The organism is Derxia lacustris (assembly GCF_002105195.1).
Lineage (GTDB): Bacteria > Pseudomonadota > Gammaproteobacteria > Burkholderiales > Burkholderiaceae_E > Derxia > Derxia lacustris.
The window spans coordinates 12,423-33,474 of sequence record NZ_MUHU01000011.1 but is presented as its reverse complement, the minus strand read 5'-3'; the positions used below and the strand labels follow the sequence as shown (position 1 = coordinate 33,474).

17 protein-coding genes are annotated in these 21,052 nt (G+C 69.3%); 15 read left to right on the top strand and 2 right to left on the bottom strand.

Features of this window, described 5'->3' with window-relative positions:
- Positions 1-6: 6 nt before the first annotated feature.
- Positions 7-1,107: an oxidoreductase gene (locus tag B9P64_RS11540; protein WP_176256809.1), complete on the bottom strand. Its 1,101-nt coding sequence runs from the start codon at positions 1,105-1,107 to the stop codon at positions 7-9.
- A 163-nt stretch (positions 1,108-1,270) separates the two neighbouring features.
- Between B9P64_RS11540 and B9P64_RS11535 the strand changes: the two genes are divergently transcribed.
- Both B9P64_RS11535 and plsY read left to right on the top strand, forming a co-directional pair.
- Positions 1,271-3,148: a glucokinase gene (locus B9P64_RS11535; RefSeq protein ID WP_407919688.1), complete on the top strand. Its 1,878-nt coding sequence runs from the start codon at positions 1,271-1,273 to the stop codon at positions 3,146-3,148.
- A gap of 53 nt (positions 3,149-3,201) precedes the next feature.
- A complete protein-coding gene (gene plsY / locus B9P64_RS11530; RefSeq protein WP_085316395.1) occupies positions 3,202-3,804 on the top strand; it encodes a glycerol-3-phosphate 1-O-acyltransferase PlsY in 603 nt (200 codons plus the stop codon).
- A 62-nt stretch (positions 3,805-3,866) separates the two neighbouring features.
- Here the strand turns inward: plsY and tsaD are convergent, their stop codons facing one another.
- Positions 3,867-4,877 (bottom strand): tRNA (adenosine(37)-N6)-threonylcarbamoyltransferase complex transferase subunit TsaD, encoded by a 1,011-nt coding sequence (gene tsaD / locus B9P64_RS11525; RefSeq protein WP_085316394.1) that lies wholly within the window; start codon positions 4,875-4,877, stop codon positions 3,867-3,869.
- 149 nt (positions 4,878-5,026) lie between these two features.
- On the opposite strand from tsaD, the gene B9P64_RS11520 reads away from it, so the two are divergent.
- The 13 genes from B9P64_RS11520 to B9P64_RS11460 all read left to right on the top strand — a co-directional run bounded on the left by B9P64_RS11520 (position 5,027) and on the right by B9P64_RS11460 (position 21,052).
- Positions 5,027-5,620 carry an ANTAR domain-containing response regulator gene (locus B9P64_RS11520; RefSeq protein ID WP_085316393.1) on the top strand — a complete coding sequence of 198 codons (594 nt, stop codon included), beginning with the start codon at positions 5,027-5,029 and terminating at the stop codon, positions 5,618-5,620.
- Between the two features lie 360 nt (positions 5,621-5,980).
- On the top strand, positions 5,981-7,258 hold the full coding sequence (locus B9P64_RS11515; protein WP_085316392.1) for a CmpA/NrtA family ABC transporter substrate-binding protein: 1,278 nt from the start codon (positions 5,981-5,983) through the stop codon (positions 7,256-7,258).
- A gap of 53 nt (positions 7,259-7,311) precedes the next feature.
- Positions 7,312-8,172 carry a nitrate ABC transporter permease gene (gene ntrB / locus B9P64_RS11510; protein WP_235839980.1) on the top strand — a complete coding sequence of 287 codons (861 nt, stop codon included), beginning with the start codon at positions 7,312-7,314 and terminating at the stop codon, positions 8,170-8,172.
- Between the two features lie 26 nt (positions 8,173-8,198).
- A complete protein-coding gene (locus tag B9P64_RS11505) occupies positions 8,199-8,999 on the top strand; it encodes an ABC transporter ATP-binding protein (protein ID WP_085316390.1) in 801 nt (266 codons plus the stop codon).
- 121 nt (positions 9,000-9,120) lie between these two features.
- On the top strand, positions 9,121-11,568 hold the full coding sequence (nirB, locus tag B9P64_RS11500) for a nitrite reductase large subunit NirB (RefSeq protein ID WP_085316389.1): 2,448 nt from the start codon (positions 9,121-9,123) through the stop codon (positions 11,566-11,568).
- Positions 11,561-11,968, top strand: a complete 408-nt coding sequence (nirD, locus tag B9P64_RS11495; RefSeq protein WP_235839979.1) for a nitrite reductase small subunit NirD — start codon at positions 11,561-11,563, stop codon at positions 11,966-11,968. Before nirB ends, nirD begins: the two co-directional genes overlap by 8 nt.
- 102 nt (positions 11,969-12,070) lie before the next feature.
- The gene (locus B9P64_RS11490; protein WP_085316387.1) at positions 12,071-14,896 is read left to right on the top strand and encodes a nitrate reductase; all 2,826 of its coding nucleotides are present in this window, start codon (positions 12,071-12,073) and stop codon (positions 14,894-14,896) included.
- Between the two features lie 35 nt (positions 14,897-14,931).
- A complete protein-coding gene (ybiB, locus tag B9P64_RS11485) occupies positions 14,932-15,930 on the top strand; it encodes a DNA-binding protein YbiB (protein ID WP_235839978.1) in 999 nt (332 codons plus the stop codon).
- Positions 15,927-16,718, top strand: coding sequence for a uroporphyrinogen-III C-methyltransferase (gene cobA, locus B9P64_RS11480; protein ID WP_085316385.1), 792 nt, complete (start codon positions 15,927-15,929; stop codon positions 16,716-16,718). The genes ybiB and cobA overlap by 4 nt, the downstream gene beginning before the upstream one ends.
- Positions 16,719-16,731: 13 nt before the next feature.
- Positions 16,732-18,906: an FUSC family protein gene (locus B9P64_RS11475; protein WP_085316384.1), complete on the top strand. Its 2,175-nt coding sequence runs from the start codon at positions 16,732-16,734 to the stop codon at positions 18,904-18,906.
- Positions 18,903-20,147, top strand: a complete 1,245-nt coding sequence (locus B9P64_RS11470) for a BaiN/RdsA family NAD(P)/FAD-dependent oxidoreductase (RefSeq protein WP_085316383.1) — start codon at positions 18,903-18,905, stop codon at positions 20,145-20,147. Before B9P64_RS11475 ends, B9P64_RS11470 begins: the two co-directional genes overlap by 4 nt.
- Before the next feature lie 146 nt (positions 20,148-20,293).
- The gene (rpsU, locus tag B9P64_RS11465; protein WP_028312593.1) at positions 20,294-20,506 is read left to right on the top strand and encodes a 30S ribosomal protein S21; all 213 of its coding nucleotides are present in this window, start codon (positions 20,294-20,296) and stop codon (positions 20,504-20,506) included.
- 96 nt (positions 20,507-20,602) lie between these two features.
- Complete coding sequence (locus B9P64_RS11460; RefSeq protein ID WP_085316382.1) at positions 20,603-21,052, top strand: GatB/YqeY domain-containing protein; 450 nt, start codon at positions 20,603-20,605, stop codon at positions 21,050-21,052.

The following is a 21,052-nucleotide window of genomic DNA, read 5'->3' as shown; positions in this document are numbered from 1 at the left end:
GGCCAGTCAACCGTGCTCGAACGCGGCGCGCTCGGCGGTGCTGAGGTCGAGTCCGACCGCGCGGCCTTCGGCTTGCGAGCGCAGGCCGGCCTCGATCACCGCCATCGCCGCGACTGCCTCGGCCGGCGGCACGGGGTTGAGCGCGGCGGCGGTGGTGGCATCGCCCGCATCGCTGGCAGCGACGGCGCGCGCCACCGCCGCGTAGAAGGCGGCGTAGTCGCCGACCGGCATCGGCTGCGCCACGCTGACCGCGTCGTCGCCGAGGTAGAGCGTGGGCGCGTTGGTGTCGAGCCCGAAGCCCGGATCGCGCGGGCCGCCGCCGGCGCGCAGCCGGTCTTCCTGCATGTCGAGGCCGTGCTTGATCCACGCGCCGCGCGTGCCGTAGGCGGCAAGGCGCTGCATCGGGCCGGCCGCGATCATCGACGCTTGCAGGCAGACCTGGAGCCGACCGTAATCGAGCCGCGCCTGCCACCAGTCGCAGGCCTGGCCGCCGGGGCGCAGCGTGGCGATGCGCGCGCTGACCGCCTCGGGCAGGCCGAAGAGTTGCAGCGCCTGATCGACGAGATGCGGCGCGAGGTCGTACCAGAGCCCGCCGCCCGGCGTGGCGCGCTCGCGCCAGCGGTCGCGCAGCTCGGGGCGGAAGCGGTCGAAGCGCGAATCGAGCTGCACCAGCTCGCCGAGCGTGCCGGCCGCGAGCAGCGCGCGCAGCGCGAGAAAGTCGCCGTCGTGGCGGCGGTTGTGGAACACCGCGAGTACGCGGCCGCGCTCGGCGGCGAGCGCCGCGAGTTCGCGCGCCTCGGCGAGGGTGACGGTGAAGGGCTTGTCGACGACCACATGCTTGCCGGCCAGCAGCGCGGCGCGCGCGAGCGGCGCATGCAGATCGTTGGGCGTGGCGATGACGACCAGCCGCAGCGCCGGGTCGGCGAGCAGCGCCGCCAGATCGGATTCGACGCGCGCCTCGGGCAGATCGGCATGCACCTTGGCCGCGTCGCTCGACAGCACGCTGGCGAGATGCAGGCCGGGTTCGGCCAGCAGCAGCGGCGCATGAAAGGTCTTGCCGGCAAAGCCATAGCCGAGCAGGGCGCAATGAACAGGGAGTGCGGACATGGGCGGGCGCAGGAAGAAGGACACGACGGGCGGCCAAGTTAGCATCGCCACCCCGCCCGCACGCGCGTCCCGCACCCGCCCAAGCACAACGATGACCCCGCCCGATGCCACGCCACGCCGCAGCGCCGACCGCGCCCTGACCGCCAACGAGAAGGACATCGAGCTGGCCGCCGGCGCCGGCCGCGCCGCACGGCCGACGCCGGTCGAGCCGCCGCGCCTGCTGGCCGACATCGGCGCGACCAACGCGCGCTTTGCGCTGCAATGGCCCGACGGCCGCATCGCGTCGGTGGCGGTGCTGGCCTGCGACGATCACCCGAGCCTGGTCGCCACGGTGCGTGCCTATCTCGCGCCGCTGACTGGCGCCAGGCCGCGTCATGCGGCCATCGCCATCGCCAATCCCATCGACGGCGATTTCGTGAAGATGACCAACCGCGACTGGCAGTTCTCCATCGAGGAGACGCGCCGTGAGCTGGGTCTGACCACGCTGCTGGTCGTCAACGACTTCACCGCGCTGGCGATGGCGCTGCCGCATCTGGCGCCCGGCGACCTGCGCCAGCTGGGCGGCGGCCAGCCGCGCGAGAACAGCGTGATCGGGCTGATCGGGCCCGGCACCGGCCTGGGCGTGTCGGGCCTGATCCCGGCCGACGACCGCTGGATCACGCTCGGCAGCGAGGGCGGCCATGTGAGCTTTGCCCCGGCCGATGCGCGCGAGCTGGCGATCCTGCAATACGCCTGGACCGAGCTTGAGCATGTGTCCTTCGAGCGGCTGGTGTCGGGGCCGGGGCTGGAGCTGATCTTCCGCGCGCTGGCGGCGCAGGCCGGCGCCGATGTGGCGCCGCTGAAGGCGCCTGAGATCGTCGAGCGCGCACTGGCTGCGCCGGCCGATCCGCTCTGCCTCGAAACCGTCGAATGCTTCTGCGCCATGCTCGGCACGGTCGCGTCGGACGTGGCGGTGACGCTCGGCGCGGTCGGCGGCATCTACATCGGTGCCGGCATCGTGCCGCGCCTCGGCGAGCTGTTCGACCGCTCGGGCTTTCGCGCGCGCTTCGAGAGCAAGGGGCGCTTCGCCGGCTACCTTGCCGACATTCCCACCTACGTCATCACCGCGCCGCATCCGGCGTTTCTGGGTGTCGGCGCCATCCTCGTCGCCCATCTCGACCAGCGCAGCGACGACACGCCGGTACTCGACAACCTGCGCTCCGCGCGCGCCCGCCTGAGCCCGGCCGAGCAGCGCGTGGCCGACTGGCTGCTCGAGCATCCGCGCGTGTTCATCGGCGAGCCGATCGCCGAGATCGCGCGCCATGCCGACGTGAGCCAGCCGACCGTCATCCGCTTCTGCCGCTCGCTCGGCTTCCAGGGGCTGGCCGATTTCAAGCTCAAGCTCGCGTCGGGCCTGACCGGGACGATTCCGGTGCGGCACAGCTCGGTCAAGCTCGGCGACGCCGCGCCCGACCTGAGCGCCAAGGTGCTCGACAACACCATCTCGGCCATCGTCCGCTTCCGCGACCTGCTCGACACCCAGGCGGTCGAGCGCGCCATCGGCCTGCTGCAGAACGCGCGCCGCATCGAGTTCTACGGCATGGGCAACTCGGGCGTGGTCGCGCTCGACGGCCAGCACAAGTTCTTCCGGTTCCGCATTCCCACCGTGGCCTATTCGGATGCGCGCCTGCAGGAGATGGCAGCCAGCCTGCTCGGGCCCGGCGATGTGGTGGTGGCGGTGTCCAGCTCGGGCAAGCATGCCGACATCCTGCATTCGGTCGATCTGGCGCTGGCCGCCGGTGCCAGCGTGATCGCCATCGCGGCGAGCCATTCGCCGCTCGCGCGCCGCGCCACCGCCACCATCGCGGTCGACCATGCCGAGGACGGCCAGCACTACATCGCGATGGTGTCGCGCATCCTGCATCTGCTCGCCATCGATGTGCTGGCGGTCGGCCTCGCGGTGCGGCGCATGGAGCAGTCGCCCGAACTGCGCGACCTGATCGGCAATGCCACCGCCGGTACCGGACCGTTCGCCTCGATCATTTCGCACGCGGCCGGCTGAGGCGCGCCATGGCCTGCGGCTAACATGCGCGCGGTTTCATTCAAGGGAAGTCCATGAGCCTGAACGCCGCGCTCGCCGTCATCGCCGCCTACCTGATCGGATCGATCTCGTTCGCCATCGTGTTCTCGAAGCTGTTCCAGCTGGCCGATCCGCGCAGCTACGGCTCGGGCAATCCGGGCGCCACCAATGTGCTGCGCTCGGGCAACAAGGCGGCGGCGCTGCTGACGCTGCTGTTCGATGCGCTCAAGGGCGGGGTGCCGGTGTGGCTTGCCGCCCAGCTCGGCTTTGGCAGCGATGTGCTCGGCGCGGTCGCGCTCGCCGCCTTCCTCGGCCATCTGTATCCGGTCTGGCACCGCTTCCAGGGCGGCAAGGGCGTGGCGACGGCGCTCGGCGTACTCGTGGGGCTGAGCTGGCAGCTGGCGCTGGCGGCGCTGCTGACCTTCGGCGTGGTGGTGAAGCTGTCGCGCTATGTGTCGCTGGCATCGATCAGCGCGGCCTTTGTCGCCACGCTGGCCAGCGCGCTGCTGCGCGGCATCGATGCGGTCACGCTGGCGGTGCTGGCGATGGCGCTGCTACTGGTCTGGCGCCATCGCGCCAACGTGGCGCGGCTGCGCGCCGGCACCGAAAGCAAGCTGGGCGCGAGCAAGGCGGCCTGAGGCGCTGACGGTTCGGACCAGCGCTGGCTCAGGTCAGCGGCCAGCGAGACTGCTTTCGGGCTTCAGGCCAGTGGCCAGCGCGGCCGTACCTCGATGACGCCGGCCGGCCTGGCCAGCGCCGGATCGACCGCCCAGCGCTTCGCCGCCGCGAAGGCGATCATCGCGCCGTTGTCGGTGCACAGATCCAGCCGCGGGTAATGCACGCGAAAGCGATGGCGCCGCGCCGCATCGTCGAGCCGGGCGCGCAGCTGGCGATTGGCGCCCACGCCGCCCGACACCACCAGCGTCTTCATGCCGGTGCTCTTCAGCGCCGCGACCGCCTTGGCGGTGAGCACATCGGTGATCGCATCGACCACCGCCGCCGCGATGTGGGCGCGCTGGGTCTCGGTCGGCGTGCCGATCTTGCGCACCGCCGTCAGCACGCTGGTCTTGAGGCCGGCAAAGCTGAAATTGAAATCGCCCGAATGCTTGAGCGGACGCGGAAAGGTGAAGGCGCTGGCGTCGCCCTGTTCGGCCAGCCGCGAAATCTCGGGGCCGCCCGGATAGGGCAGGCCGAGCAGCTTGGCGGTCTTGTCGAAGGCTTCGCCGGCCGCGTCGTCCACCGTCTCGCCGAGCAGGGTGTAGCGCCCCACGCCGTCCACCTGCATCAGCTGGGTGTGGCCGCCCGACACCAGCAGCGCCACGAAGGGAAAGCCGGGCGCATCGGCTTCGAGCAGCGGCGACAGCAGATGGCCTTCGAGGTGATGCACCTCGATCACCGGCTTGCCCAGCGCGACCGCCACCGCATGCCCGAAGCTCGCGCCGACCAGCAGCGCGCCGGCCAGCCCCGGCCCGGCGGTGACCGCGACCGCGTCGACCTCGGGCAGCGCCACGCCGGCGTCGGCGAGCACGCCGCGCAGCAGCGGCACCAGCCGGCGCACATGGTCGCGCGAGGCCAGCTCGGGTACCACGCCGCCGTACTCGCGGTGCATGGCGATCTGGCTGTGCAGACCGTGGGCGAGCAGGCCGCGCGCGTCGTCATACAGCGCCACGCCGGTCTCGTCGCAGGAAGATTCGAAGCCGAGCACTAACAACGTTGGTTCCGTTTCAAAAGCGGTTCGAAAGATGCGGGCCAATGATAGCTTTGGCGCTGTTTGTGCTTTTCTCCTAGAAGCAGATCGGAGCTTGACCATGGCAGCGCTCAGGTCAATCGCTCATCAACCGTCGTCTTCCTCCCCATTCCATGACCGATCGCCAGCGCATCATCGTCATCAACGATTCGGGCGACGCCTATGACGGCGCCGATCCGCAGCTGTTCGAGCAGCTCCAGGCGCTCGGCTTCGAGGTGCGCGCGGTATCGGGCTACGACATCAAGCTGCCCGAGATCATCGAGGCCTTCGCGCCCGAGGTGGTCATCATCCGCAGCGATTCCGATGCGCGCGACGTGCTCGAACATGTGGTGGTGGCCACGCGCGACCGGCCGCGCCCGATCGCCATGTTCAGCGCCAGCGAATCGACCCAGCATGTGGCGGCGCTGCTGCGCCAGGGCGTGTCGGCCTATGTGGCCGAGGGCATGAATCCGGCCAAGCTCAAGCCGGTGCTGGAGGTGGCGGTGGCGCGCTTCCGGCTCGACCAGCAGCTGCTCGCCGAGCTGGCCGACACCCGATCCCAGCTCGACGACCGCAAGCACATCGACAAGGCCAAGGCGCTGCTCATCAAGCGCGGCCTCAGCGAGGACGAGGCGCATCGGCGCCTGCGCCGCATGGCGATGGAAAAGAACCTCAAGCTCGGCGAAGTGGCGCGCCGCGTGGTCGAGATGGCCGACCTGCTGGTCTGACGCTGCGCTGCACAGCGATGAAGCGCGAACGTGGTGCAACGCACATTCGCAGTGCCTGACGGTTCGGCAGGCTGAGCGTCAAAATGCATTTCATCACGAGACAATTCTTTTAAAAACAAGGGATTGAGAATATCTCCTTGTTCTGGCCTGCCGATTGCTTAGTCGTTGGCTCGCGCCAATGGCGGCGCAGCAGCAAGCAGCAAATTCAGATTTAGGAATGGCAGGTACCAAGGACGGTGCCTGCTCTTCGGGATAAGGGCGTCCCGTCGGTTCGAACTCAGGTTCGGGCCGGCAGGACGCCCTTATTTTTTTGTCTTTTCAGAACGCTGGCCCGCACTCGCCAGCCACACGGAGAACTCGATGTCGCCCCAGACGCCCGCCACGACGGACACCACCGAGAAGATCGACAGCCGCCGCCGCACGCTCATCGCAGCCGGCAGCGGTGCCGGTCTCATGGCCATGATCGATCCGCGCGTGAAGGCCGGCGCCTGGGCCGCCGGCTCGGACGCGCCCGAGAAGAAGGAAGTCAAGATCGGCTTCATCCCGCTGACCGACTGCGCTTCCATCGTGATGGCCTCGGTGCTCGGCTTCGACAAGAAGTACGGCGTGACCATCGTGCCGAGCAAGGAAGCGTCCTGGGCCTCGGTGCGCGACAAGCTGGTCAACGGCGACATCGACTTCGCCCATGTGCTCTACGGCCTGATCTACGGCGTGCAACTCGGCGTGTCCGGCCCCAAGAAGGACATGGCCGTGCTCATGGGCCTCAACCACAACGGCCAGGCGATCACGCTCTCCAGGAAGCTGTCCGACAAGGGCGCCGTGGACGGCGCCAGCCTCAAGAAGCTGATGGACAGCGACAAGCGCGAATACACCTTCGCCCAGACCTTTCCGACCGGCACCCACGCGATGTGGCTGTACTACTGGCTCGGCACCTACGGCATCAATCCGCTGACCGACGCCAAGACCATCACCGTGCCGCCGCCGCAGATGGTGGCCAACATGCGCATCGGCAACATGGATGGCTTCTGCGTTGGCGAGCCCTGGAACCAGCGCGCCATCATGGACAACATCGGCATCACGGCCAACACCACCCAGGACATCTGGAAGGACCATCCCGAGAAGGTGCTCGGATGCACCGCCGAGTTCGTGAAGCAGAACCCCAACACCACGCGCGCCGTGATGATGGCCGTGCTCGAAGCCAGCCGCTGGATCGACGCCTCGCTGAACAACCGCCTCAAGATGGCCGAAGCCATCGCCGCGCCGGGCTATGTGAACACCTCGGTCGATGCGATCAACCAGCGCATCCTGGGCCGCTATGTGAACGGCCTGGGCAAGAGCTGGGACGACCCCAACTACATGAAGTTCTTCAACGACGGCTACGTGAACTTCCCGTTCCTGTCGGATGGCATGTGGTTCCTCACGCAGCACAAGCGCTGGGGCCTGCTCAAGGCGCATCCCGACTATCTGGCCGTGGCCAAAGCGGTAAACCAGATCGATCTTTACAAGCAGGTGGCCTCGGCCATGAACATCGCCGTGCCGAAGGACGCGATGCGCAGCGTGAAGATGATCGACGGTGCGGTCTGGGACGGCAAGGATCCGGCGAAGTACGCCGACAGCTTCAAGGTGAAGGCGGCCTGAAGCCCGCCACGCCTGCTTTCACTTTCACCACGACGATGCAACAGGAGCCCGCCATGGCCGCTGTCCTCAAGCAAGTTCCCGCGCCCGGCACGTCCGGTCCCACGCCGCAGCCCGCACCGGGGCGCACCCTGGAAGCGACCCGCGCGATTGCGCTGCGCATCCTTGCGCCGCTGCTCGGCTTCGGTGCGCTGCTGGCGGTGTGGATCGCGGTGCACAAGTTCACCGCCGACATTCCGTCGCCAGCGGTGGTGTTCGATGCGGCGCTCAAGGTGTTTGCCGATCCGTTCTACAAGGCCGGCCCGAACGACGTGGGCATCGGTTTCAAGATCGGCAATTCGCTGCTGCGCGTGGCGATGGGCTTCGGCCTCGCGGCGGCGGTCGGCATTCCGTTCGGCTTCCTCATCGGCCGGTCCGAGTTCTGCGGCCGCATGTTCAATCCGGTCATCACGCTGCTGCGGCCGGTGTCGCCGCTGGCCTGGCTGCCGATCGGCCTGCTGGTGTTCAAGGGCGCCAATCCGGCGGCGATCTGGACCATCTTCATCTGCTCGATCTGGCCGATGATCATCAACACCGCCGTGGGCGTGCAGCGCGTGCCGCAGGACTATCTGAACGTGGCCAAGGTGCTGAACCTGAGCGAGTGGAAGGTCATCACCAAGATCCTGCTGCCCTCGGTGCTGCCCTACATCCTGACCGGCGTGCGGCTGGCCGTCGGCACCGCGTGGCTGGTGATCGTGGCGGCCGAGATGCTGACCGGCGGCGTGGGCGTGGGCTTCTGGGTCTGGGACGAGTGGAACAACCTCAACGTGGCCAACATCATCGTGGCGATCTTCGTGATCGGCATCGTGGGCCTGATCCTCGAGATGGCATTGGTGCGGGTGGCGCAAGCCTTCACCTACGAAGACGTCAAGTCCTGAACCCCGCAAAGCACCGGAGCATCGCCATGGAAAAGTTCATCCAGATCGAGAACGTCGGCGTCACGTTCAACACCAAGAAGGGCGCCTTCGTCGCGCTGCGCGACATCAACCTGAACGTGACCAAGGGCGAGTTCATCGCGCTGATCGGTCACTCCGGTTGCGGCAAGAGCACGCTGCTCAACATCGTCAGCGGGCTCAACACGCCGAGCGCCGGCGTGGCGATCGCGGCGGGCCGCGAGATCAAGGGCCCCGGCCCCGACCGCGCGATGGTGTTCCAGAACCATTCGCTGCTGCCCTGGCTCACCTGTTTCGACAATGTGCATCTGGCGGTCGAGCGCGTGTTCGGCGCGCGCGAGACCAAGGCCCAGCTCAAGGAACGCACGCTGGCCGCGCTCGACCTGGTGAAGATGAGCCACGCGGCCGAGAAGCGCCCCGGCGAAATCTCGGGCGGCATGAAGCAGCGCATCGGCATCGCCCGGGCGCTGGCGATGGAACCCAAGGTACTGCTCATGGACGAGCCCTTCGGCGCGCTCGACGCGCTGACCCGCGCCCACCTGCAGGACGAGCTGCTCAAGATCATCGCCAAGACCGGCAGCACGGTCGTGATGGTCACGCACGACGTGGACGAGGCGGTTCTGCTCAGCGACCGCATCGTGATGATGACCAACGGCCCGGCCGCGACCATCGGCGAAATCCTCAGCGTGAAGCTGGCGCGACCGCGCGACCGCGTGGCGCTGGCCCACGACAGCCAGTACATGGACTACCGCACCGCGGTGCTCGAATTCCTCTACCACCGGCACGCCAAGCCCGAGGTCGAGACCGCGTAGGCGGCACGCATCCGGCCCGCCTGAGCGCGGGCAATCCAAGACCCAGACCACCTTCGTTCCGATGCGCCCGAGCGCATCGGCAGGCCCTTCTCACGCGCAAGAAACGCGCAGCGAGGCACGCATGAACAAGCCCAAGCTCGTCTGCATCGGAAACGGCATGGCCGGCATCCGCACCCTGGAGGAGCTGCTCAAGCTCGCGCCGGGCAAGTACGACATCACCGTCTTCGGCGCCGAGCCGCATCCCAACTACAACCGCATCCTGCTGTCGCCGGTGCTGGCCGGCGAGCAGACGATCGACGAGATCATCCTCAACCCGCTGCCCTGGTACGCCGAGAACGGCATCGCGCTGCACACCGGCAAGAGGATCGTGAAGATCGACCGCGCGGCCAAGTTTGTTGAGACCGCCGACGGCCAGCGCGCCGACTACGACCAGCTGCTGATCGCGACCGGCTCAAATCCCTTCATCCTGCCAATTCCGGGCGCCGACCTGGAAGGCGTGATCGCCTACCGCGACATCGCCGATACCGACGCGATGATCGCCGCCGCCAAGGTGCACACGCATGCCGTCGTCATCGGCGGCGGCCTGCTCGGACTCGAAGCCGCCAACGGCCTGAAGATCCGCGGCATGGACGTGACCGTGGTCCACGTCGGCGACTGGCTGATGGAACGCCAGCTCGACAAGACCGCCGGCAAGCTGTTGCAGACCGCGCTCGAAGCGCGCGGCATCCACTTCGCGATGGGCGCGCAGACCAGCGAACTGGTGCGCGGCGAATCGGGCCGCGTCGCCGCGATCAGGTTCAAGGACGGCACCCAGCTACCGGCCGATCTGGTGGTGATGGCGGTCGGCATCCGCCCCAACTACGCGCTGGCCGAGAGCGCCGGGCTCGACTGCAATCGCGGCATCGTCGTCAACGACGCGTTGCAAACCAGCGACCCGAGCGTGTGGTCGGTCGGCGAATGCGCGGCGCATCGCGGCATTGCCTACGGTCTGGTGGCGCCGCTGTTCGAGCAGGCCAAGGTCTGTGCCCAGCATCTGGCCGGGCCCAGCGACGCGGCCTATGCCGGCACCGTGACCAGCACCAAGCTCAAGGTCACCGGCATCGACCTGTTCTCGGCCGGCGATTTCATCGGTGGCGAAGGCTGCGAGGAAATCGTGCTGAGCGATCCCTACGGCGGCGTCTACAAGAAGCTGGTGCTGAAGGACGACAAGCTGGTCGGCGCCTGCCTGTACGGCGACACCGCAGACGGCTCCTGGTACTTCACGCTGCTGCGCGAAGGCCGGCATGTGAACGAGATTCGCGAGCACCTGATGTTCGGCGAGAACCATCTCGGCGACAGCGGCCACGGCGGCGGCAACCGCGCGATGGCGCTGCCCGACGAGGCCGAGGTCTGCGGCTGCAACGGCGTGAAGAAGGGAAGCATCGTCAAGGCCATCCGCGAGCAGGGCCTGTTCACGCTCGACGAGGTGCGCAAGTGCACCAAGGCGAGCGCGTCCTGCGGCTCGTGCACCGGGCTGGTCGAGCAAATCCTCATGGCCACGGCCGGCGCCGACTACACCGCCGCGCCCGCCGTCAAGGCCATGTGCGGCTGCACCGACCATTCGCATCAGGCGGTGCGCGACGCGATCCGCAACCAGCACCTCACCTCGATGACGCAGACGCGCGCGGCGCTCGGCTGGCGCACGCCCGACGGCTGCCCGAGCTGCCGCCCGGCGATGAACTACTACCTCATCAGCACCTGGCCCAAGGAAGCGGTGGACGATCCGCAATCGCGCTTCATCAACGAACGCGCGCACGCCAACATCCAGAAGGACGGCACCTATTCGGTCGTGCCGCGCATGTGGGGCGGCGTGACCAGCGCCGACGAACTGCGCCGCATCGCCGACGCCGTGGACAAGTTCAAGATCCCGGCGGTCAAGGTCACGGGCGGCCAGCGCATCGATCTGCTCGGCGTGAAGAAGGAAGACCTGCAAGCCGTGTGGACCGAGATCGGCATGCCGTCGGGCCACGCCTACGGCAAGACGCTGCGCACGGTGAAGACCTGCGTCGGCAGCGAGTGGTGCCGCTTCGGCACCCAGGACAGCACGGGCCTCGGCATCGATCTGGAGAAGATGCTCTGGCGCATGGCGGCACCGCACAAGGTCAAGCTGGCGGTGTCGGGCTGCCCGCGCAATTGCGCCGAATCGGGCATCAAGGATGTGGGCGTGATCGGCGTCGACTCGGGCTGGGAAATCCACATCGGCGGCAACGGCGGCATCAAGACCGAGGTCGCGCAATTCTTCTGCAAGGTGGGCACGGCCGAGGAGGTGATGGAGATTTCCGGCGCCTTCCTCCAGCTCTACCGCGAGGAGGGTTGGTATCTGGAACGCACGGTTCATTACCTGAGCCGCGTCGGCATGGATTACGTGAAGGCGCGTGTGCTCGACGACGCCGAGGGCCGCAAGGCGCTGTATGAGCGGCTGCTGTTCTCGCTCGACGGGCTGCCCGATCCCTGGCACGAGCCCGAGCGGGCGCAGGTCGATCTGCGCCAGTTCGTGCCGCTGACCGCCGAGGCCAAGAGCCATGCGTAACCCGACGATCGAACAGGAGAAGGCAATGGAATGGCTCGATGTGGGCGCGCTGGACGACCTGCCCGAACTCGGCGCGCGCGTGGTGAAGCGCGCCCAAGCCGGTCTCGCCGATGTGGCGATCTTCCGCAGCGCGGGCGCCGTGTTTGCGCTGGAGGACCGCTGTCCGCACAAGGGCGGGCCGCTGTCGCAGGGCATCGTGTTCGGCGGGCGCGTGGCCTGTCCGCTGCACAACTGGAACATCGAACTGGCGACCGGCGCGGTGGTGGCGCCCGATGTGGGCCAGGTGAAGACCTGGCCGCTGCGGATCGAGAACGGCCGCGTGCTGCTGGCCGCCGAGGCGCTCGCCGAGGCCGGTGCCGAGCCGGCGGTGCCGGCCTGTCCGGTGCGCCGCTGCGGCTGATAGCCGGGCAGGGCGGCCGGGCTTCATGCTGGCTGCCGTTTCCGATATTGCCGATGCATCTTTGAACCCGGGCCTTGCGGCCTCAAGCTCGCGAAACTCGCCATGAACCCGATCCCGATTGCTGTCGCCCCGCAGGAAACACGCAGCACCTGCCCCTACTGCGGGGTCGGCTGCGGCGTGGTCATCGAGACGCGCGCGGGCGAGGTGACCGGCGTGCGCGGCGATGAAAACCATCCGGCCAACTTCGGCCGGCTCTGCACCAAGGGCTCGACGCTGCACCTGACGGCGCGGCCCGGCCTGCAACGCACGGCGCGGCTGCTGGCGCCGGAAATCCGCGACACGCGCGGCCAGCCGCGCCGCGCCGCCGGCTGGGACGAAGCGCTCGACACGGTGGCCGGCCGCATCGCCGACACCGTCGCGCGCCACGGCCCCGACAGCGTGGGCCTCTACCTGAGCGGCCAGCTGCTCACCGAGGACTACTACGTCTTCAACAAGCTGGCCAAGGGCCTGCTCGGCAGCAACAACATCGACACCAACTCGCGGCTGTGCATGTCGAGCGCGGTGGCGGGCTACAAGCTCACGCTCGGCGCCGACGCGCCGCCGGCCTGCTACGAGGACATCGACCACACCGACCTGCTGTTCATCGTCGGCGCCAATCCGGCCTATGCGCATCCGATCCTGTTCCGCCGCATCGAGGATGCGAAGGCGCGCAATCCGGCGCTGAAGACCATCGTCATCGATCCGCGCCGCACCGACACGGCCGAGAGCGCCGACCTGTTCCTGCAAATCCTGCCCGGTACCGACGTGGCGCTGTTCCACGGCATGCTGCATGTGCTGCTGTGGGAAGGGCTCATCGACGAGAGCTATATCGCCGCGCATACCGAGGGCTTCGCGGAGCTGAAGCGGCTGGTGCGCGACTACACGCCGGGCTTCGTCGCGCAGACCTGCGGCATCAGCGCCGAGCTGGTGATGGACGCGGCGCTGCTGTTCGGCCGCGCCAAGGCCGTGCTGTCGCTGTACTGCCAGGGCCTCAACCAGTCGGCCAGCGGCACGGCCAAGAATGCGGCGCTCATCAATCTGCATCTGGCCACGGCGCAGATCGGCCGGCCGGGCGCCGGGCCGTTCTCGCTCACCGGCCAGCCCAATGCGATGGGCGGGCGCGAGGTGGGCGGCATGGCCAATCTGCTGAGCGGCCACCGCGACCTGGCCAACGCCGAGCATCGCGCCGAGGTGGCGCGGCTGTGGGGCGTGGACGCCGTGCCGGCCGCGCCGGGCAAGACGGCGGTCGACATGTTCGAGGCGGTGCGCGCCGGGCAGATCAAGCTGCTGTGGATCGTCTGCACCAATCCCGCCCAGTCGATGCCGGACCAGAACCGGGTGCGCGAGGCGCTGGCCGCCGCCGAATGCGTGATCGTGCAGGACGCCTTTGCCGGCACCGAAACCGCCGAGTACGCCGACATCCTGCTGCCTGCAACAAGCTGGGCCGAGAAGGATGGCAGCGTCACCAATTCCGAACGCCGCATCAGCCGCGTGCGCGCCGCGATTGCCGCGCCGGGCGCGGCGCGCGCCGACTGGCGCATTGCGGTCGACGTGGCGCGCCGGCTCGAAGCCGTGCTGCGCCCCGGCCAGCCGACGCTGTTTGGCTACGACGACGCCGAAGCCATCTGGAACGAGCACCGCGAAACCACGCGCGGCCGCGACCTCGACATCACCGGCCTCGGCTACGCCATGCTCGACGCCCAGGGCCCGCAGCAATGGCCCTGCCGCGAAGGCGAGGCGCCGGTCGCGCGCCTGTACGCCGACGGCGTGTTCCCGACCGAATCCGGCCGCGCGAAATTCGCTGCGCTGCCTTATGTGCCGGTCGCCGACGCCATCGACGCGCGCCATCCCTTCCGCCTGACCACCGGCCGCCTGCGCGACCAGTGGCACGGCATGACCCGCACCGGCACGCTCGGCCGGCTGTTCGGCCATGCGCCCGAGCCGGTCATCGAGCTCTACCCGGGCGACATGGCGCGGCGCGGCATCGAGAGCGGCGAGCTGGTGCGCGTGGCCTCGCGGCGTGGCGCGATGCTGCTGCCGGCGCGCGCCAGCGTCACCGTGCGTTCGGGCGATGCCTTTATCCCGATGCACTGGGGCTCGGCCTATGTCGGCGGCCGCGATGCCGACGGCCGCGTGCTGGCTGGCGTCAATGCGCTCACCACCGGCGCGACCGATCCGCTCAGCCATCAGCCCGAACTCAAGCACGCCGCCGTGCGGGTCGAGAAGGTCGCGCTGCCGGCGCGCGTGCTCGCCTTCGGCTGGTTTGCCGAGGACGAAGCCCGCGCGGTTCGTGAGGCGCTGCAAGCCGAATTCGCCGTGCTCGACTACGCGAGCTGCACGCCCTTCGGCCGCGACGAGCCGGCGCCCGACGGCGGCCCGGTGCGCGTCGGGCTGCTGTTCCGTGGCGCGGCGGCGCGGCTGCCCGACGGCCTCGTCGACCGCATCGAGCTGCGCTTCGGCCTCGCCGCCGAGCCGGTGCTGCGCTATGACGACGCCCGGCGCAACGCGCGCCGCCGCATGCGGCTGGCCGACGGCCGGCTCGACGCGGTGCTGCTTGCCGGCGACGCGGCCACCGACTTCGTCGCCGAAGGCTGGCTGCGCGACAGCCTGGAAGCCGGCGTCGATGCGCGCGCCTTCGGCCGGCTGCTGCTCATGGCCACGCCGCAGGCGCCGGCCGGCGTGGTACCGGCCGGTCGCACCATCTGCAACTGCATCAACGTGACCCAGCGCCGCATCGAGGATTTCATCGCCGACCACGGCGATGCGCCCGCCGACGCGGTGTTGCACGCGCTGAAGGAGGGCCTGCGCTGCGGTACACAATGCGGCTCCTGCGTGCCCGAGCTGCGCCGTCTCGTCGACGCGCGCCGGCCCGCCCGTCAGGCCGCCTGAGCCGACCCCATTCACCGAATCCGCAAGAACACGCCATGACCGACCGACTCAACTGCGCCCCGCTCATCAAGGAAATCGGCCGCGGCAAGGACGGCGCCCGCAGCCTCGACCGGGCCCAGGCGCAAGCGCTCTGGCGCGCCGTGCTGGCGCGCGACATCGGCGATCTCGAACTCGGCGCGGTGCTGCTCGCCATGCGCATCAAGGGCGAATCGGTCGACGAGCTGCTCGGCTTCCTCGATGCCACGCACGCCAGCCTCGACCTGCTCGCCGACCCCAGGGGCGCGACCGCGCCGGTGGTCATCCCCAGCTACAACGGCGCGCGCCACATGGCCAATCTGGTGCCGCTGCTGGCCGGCCTGCTCGCCGCGCGCGGCGTGCCGGTGCTGGTGCACGGCGTGGCACGCGACCCGATGGCCGGCGCGCGGGCCCACGGCGCCCGCGTGACCACGGCCGAAATCTTCGATGCGATGGCGCTGCCGGTCGCCACCGAGCGCGCCGCGCTCGATGCCGCGCTGGCCGCAGCGGTTGCCGCGCGCCAGCCGCTGTTCGTGCCGGTCGGCGTGCTCGCGCCGCAGCTTGCCGGCATCCTCGATCTGCGGCCGGTGCTCGGCGTGCGCAACTCCAGCCATTCGCTGTGCAAGCTTTTGCAGCCCTTCGCGGTGCCGGCGCTGCGGCTGGCCAGCTATACCCATCCCGAATACCAGGTGCTGCTGAGCACCTGCTTCGAGCGCAGCGGCGAGGATGTGCTGCTGATGCGCGCGACCGAAGGCGAGCCGGTCGCCAACGCGCGCCGCGCCCAGCGCATGGACTGGTTCCATGCCGGCGTCTGCCGCACCGTGGTCGAGCCCGAAGCCGTGGCCGCCATCGGCACCGAGCTGCCCGAGAACCGCGACGCCGCACTCACCGCGCAATGGACGCAATCGGTGCTGGCCGGCGAGTCGCCCGTACCCGAGGCCATCGCGGCCCAGATCGACGCCATCTTCACCGCGCTGGCCGCGCTCGCGCCAACCGTTTCCCAGGAATCCGCCGCATGAAGCTTCCCACCACTCGCACCGTCGGTCGCGTCATCCTCGTCGGCGCCGGCCCTGGCGATCCCGAGCTGCTCACGCTCAAGGCCGCGCGCGCCATCGGCGAGGCCGACGTGCTGCTCATCGACGATCTGGTCCATCCCGACATCCTGATTCACGCCCGGCCCGACGCACGCATGGTGGGCGTGGGCAAGCGCGGCGGCTGCGAATCGACGCCGCAGGAATTCATCGAGCGGCTGATGTTCGCCGAGGCGCGCGCCGGCCGCACCGTGGTGCGCGTGAAGGGCGGCGACCCCTTCGTGTTCGGCCGTGGTGGCGAGGAATGCGCCCACCTGCGCGCGATGGGCATCGCGGTGGAAGTGATTCCGGGCATCACCAGCGGCGTCGGCGCGGCGAGTGCGGCCGGCATTCCGGTCACGCACCGCGACCATGCGCAGGGCGTGGCCTTCGTCACCGGCCACAGCAAGAAGGACGGCGAGGGGCCGGACTGGGCGGCGCTCGCGCGCTCGCGGCTCACGCTCGTGGTCTACATGGGCATGGCGCGCGCGCGTCACATCGCGGCGGCGCTGATCGACGGCGGCATGCGTGCCGACATGCCGGTGGCCGTGGTGCAGAACGGCACCCGCGCCGATCAGCGCCGGCTGGTCACGCAGCTGGATCGGCTCGCCGACGACATCGCCGCGCACGGCATGGCGAGCCCGTCGGTCATCGTGATAGGCGAGGTCGTGGCGCTGGCCGCCGCCGACGCCCTCGACGCGCTGGTCGGCGACACACGCGCCCGCTGCGAGGGCTGAGACAATCGGGCGGATGGAAGTCCGCCCCGCACTCGCCCGCTACGTTCTCAGCCACTACGCCTTCAACGGGCTCGGCGCCGCCTTCGGCGTCGTTGCGCTCGGCCTGCTTGCGTGGTGGGCCTTCGACTACGCCACCGCCGTCTCGCTCGGCAGCGGCGCCATCTGCCTGAGCTTTGCCGACACGCCGAGCCCGGTGCGCAACAAGCTCAATGAGCTGGGCGCCGCGCTCGGCGTGATGACGCTGGCGGCGCTGTTCGCCGGCTTCGGCATGGCCAATCCGGCCACGCTCGGGCCGGCGCTGCTCGCGCTCAGCTTCTTCATCTCGATGCTGACCGCCTACGGCCGCAAGGCTCTGCCGGTGAGCTTTGCCGGCTTCTTCATGATCGTGCTGACCATCGGCATCGGCACCGAAACGCCGGCCGAGGTACTGCGCCACACCTTGCTGATGATGGCCGGCGGCGTGGTCTATTCGGGCTATGCGCTCGGCGTGGCGCGGCTGCTGGCGCTGCGCACCAAGCAGCAGGCGCTGGCCGAATGCCTGAATGAATTCGCCAGCTATCTGCGCTGCAAGGCCGATCTGTTCGACAGCGAGCTCGCGCTCGACGCGGTCTACGACGCGCTCATCGCCCAGCAGGCGCGGCTGACCGACCAGCTCCAGATGGCGCGCGATTTCGTCTTCCGCGACATCCGCGACGACCGCGGCGCGCGGCTCGCGTCGGTGCTGCTGGCGGCGGTCGAGCTGTCGGAATACGCCATCGCCAGCCAGACCGATTACGACCGGCTGCGGCGCAATTACGCCGGCTCGGATCTGCTGATGTTTCTGCGCGATCTGGTGCGCAAGTCCGCCGCCGACATCGACGAGTTGGCCTGGTCGCTGCTCAACGACATCGCGCCGCGCCGCGCCGTCAACTACCGCGCCGAGCGCTTTGCCATTGCGCACGAGCTGCGCCGGCTGGCCGAGGACGACGCGCTCGAAGGCAGCGAGGAGCTGGAGATCGCGCGCGGCAGCTATCGGCGCGTGCTGAGCGTGGTCGACCAGACCGAGGCGCTGCGCGGGCTGGTCGAGCGGCCGGGCTCGCTGGCCGACCTGTCGCCGACGCTCAATCTGCGGCCCTTTCTGTCGCGCTCGGGCTGGGGGCTGCGCGTGCTGACGGCGCAGTTCCGGCTCGAATCGCCGGTGCTGCGCCATGCGATCCGCACCACCTTCGCGATGGGCGCCGGTTATGTGATCGCGCAGAACCTGCATTACGCGTCGCACGGCCAATGGATTCTGCTGACCATCGCCGTAATCATGCGGGCCAACTATTCGGTCACGCTCAAGCGGCGCAACGACCGGGTGGTGGGCAATCTCATCGGCTGTGCGCTGGCCGGGCTGCTGCTCAAGTACGTGCATGAGCCCGAGCCGATCATCGCGGTGCTGTTTCTGGCGCTGGCGGTGGCGCATGCGTTTGCGACCGTCAACTACCGCTTCACCTCGGTGGCGGCCTGCGTGGTCGGGCTGCTGCAACTGCATCTGCTCGATCCGGGCCAGCCGTCGCTGGTCGGCGAGCGGATTGTCGACACGCTGATCGGCGCGGCGCTGGCGCATGTCTTCAGCTTCATGCTGCCGAGCTGGACCTCGGAAAGCATGCCGGGCCAGGCCAGGGCGCTGGTGCGCGCGATGCAGGGCTATGCCGAGCAGGCGCTGGCGCTGGCACCGACGTCGGGCGGCTACGGTCTGGCGCGGCGGCGCATGCAGGAGGCGATCGCGGCGTTTGCGACCGCGCTGCGCGGCATGCTCGTGGAGCCGGATGCGCGCAAGCGGCCGGTGCTGCCGCTCAACAATCTGCTCGCGGCGCACTACGCGCTGGCGTCGCAACTGGCGGCGACGCGGGTGCTGCTGCGCGAGCAGGGCGCGGCGGTCGATCCGGTGTTTGCCGGGCGCGCGCTGGAGGCGGCGCGCCAGTCGGTCGCGGCGCTGCTCGGCGAGGCAGAGCGGGTGATCGATGCGGGAGCGTCGTCTGCGGCTGCTGCGCTGCCGCCAGCGCCGCCCGCCGTCGCGCCGTCTGCCGCGCTCACGCCCGAGCAGGCCGCGCTCGTCGAGCGCCTCGACGCGGTGCTCGATTTCGCGCGCCGCGTCACCGTCCGCGCCGGCGAGCTGGCCGCGCATCGCTGCGACGCGCCCTCGACCGCCACGGTGGCCGCATGAACGACTTCGACGCCATCGTCATCGGCGCCGGCGCGGCCGGCCTCATGTGCGCCGCCGTCGCCGGCCAGCGCGGCGCGCGCGTGCTGCTGCTCGACCACGCCGGCAAGCTCGCCGAGAAGATCCGCATCTCGGGCGGCGGACGCTGCAATTTCACCAACCTGGGCGCCGGGCCGGGCAACTACCTGTCGCAAAACCCGCACTTCGCGCGCTCGGCGCTGGCGCGCTACACGCCGGCCGATTTCATCGCGCTGATGAAGCGGCACCGCATCGGCTTCCATGAAAAGCATCGCGGCCAGCTGTTCTGCGACGGCAGCAGCGAGGAAATCATCGCCATGCTCGACGCCGAATGCGCGGCCGGCGGCGTGGATCGGCGCATGGGCGTGCGCGTGGCCGAGGTGCGGCGCGAGGCCGCCGGCGCCGAAGCGGCGGGCGCCGCATCCGGCAACACGCACGCGCCCGCCGCCGGCGCGCGCTTCATCGTCGCCACCGATGCCGGCGAGTTCCGCGCGCCGCGCGTCGTCGTCGCCACCGGCGGGCCGTCGATTCCCAAGATCGGCGCCACCGACTTCGGCTACCGCATCGCGCGCGGCTTCGGCCTCAAGGTCGTCGATCCGCGTCCGGCGCTGGTCCCGCTCACCTTCAGCGCCGAGGAATGGCGGCCGTTTGCCGGGCTCGCCGGCATCGCCTGCGAAGTCGGCATTGCCTGCGGCGACGGGCATTTCACCGAAGACCTGCTGTTCACGCATCGCGGCCTGTCCGGGCCGGCCGTGCTCCAGATTTCGAGCTACTGGCGCCACGGCGACGCGCTCGCCATCGACCTCGTCCCGACGCGCGACGCCGCGACCGAGCTGCTCGCCCTCAAGCGCGAATCGGCCCGGCGCCTCGGCCCCGCGCTCGCCGAATGGCTGCCGCGCCGCCTCACCGACACCTGGCTCGACCGCGCCGCCATCGCCGGCGACCGCCGCCTCGCCGAATGCGCCGACAGCCTGCTGCGCGATGTCGCGGCGCGGCTCTCGTCCTGGACCCTCACGCCCGACGGCAGCGAAGGCTGGCGCAAGGCCGAAGTCGCGCTCGGCGGCGTCGATACGCGCGAGCTGTCGCAGGCCAGCATGGAATCGCGCCGCATTCCCGGCCTGCATTTCGTTGGCGAAGTCGTCGATGTGACCGGCTGGCTCGGCGGTTACAACTTCCAGTGGGCCTGGGCCAGTGGCGTCGCCGCCGGAATGGCCATTTCGGCATGAATGCCGAATTGCCGGCCTATTTATCGGCCGCAACTGCGTCAAGGGACGATTTCTTGACCATCGATTCGGAAACGCAATACACTCGCGGGCTTACTCATGGCCGCTGGGCACCACTCGCGGCATTATCCGGAACAAAGCCACGACACATGCCTACCGTTAAAGTCAAGGAAAACGAGCCGTTTGAAGTTGCTCTTCGCCGTTTCAAGCGCACCATCGAAAAGACCGGCCTGCTGACCGAACTGCGCGCCCGCGAGTTCTACGAAAAGCCGACGGCCGAGCGCAAGCGCAAGCTGGCAGCTGCGGTCAAGCGCCACTACAAGCGCCTGCGCAGCCAGATGCTGCCGAAGAAGCTCTACTGATCGAGCGGTTCGTTTGACGGTTGCGGCGCTTGCGGCAACCCGGTCTGAGCCCGCGCTGGCATCGCCACCGCGGGCTTTCGCATTTGGAGTCTTGCAATGGGTCTCAAGGAACAGATCACCGAGGACATGAAGGCGGCGATGCGGGCCAAGGACAGCGAAAAGCTGTCGGCCATCCGCCTGCTCACGGCCGCGATGAAGCAGAAGGAAGTCGACGAGCGCGTGGAAATCACCGACGCCGTCGTGCTGGCGATCGTCGAAAAGATGATCAAGCAGCGCAAGGACTCGATCACGCAGTTCGAGGCGGGCGGTCGGGTCGACCTCGCCGACAAGGAGCGCTTCGAGCTGGGCGTGCTGTCGGCCTATCAGCCGGCGCAGCTGTCGGCCGAGGAGATCGAGACGCGCGTCGCGGCGGCCATCGCGCAGGCGGGCGCCGCCGGCCCGCAGGACATGGGCAAGGTCATGGGCCTGCTCAAGGCTGAGCTCGCCGGCAAGGCCGACATGACGCTCGTGTCGACCAAGGTCAAGCAGGCGCTGGCGCCACGCTGA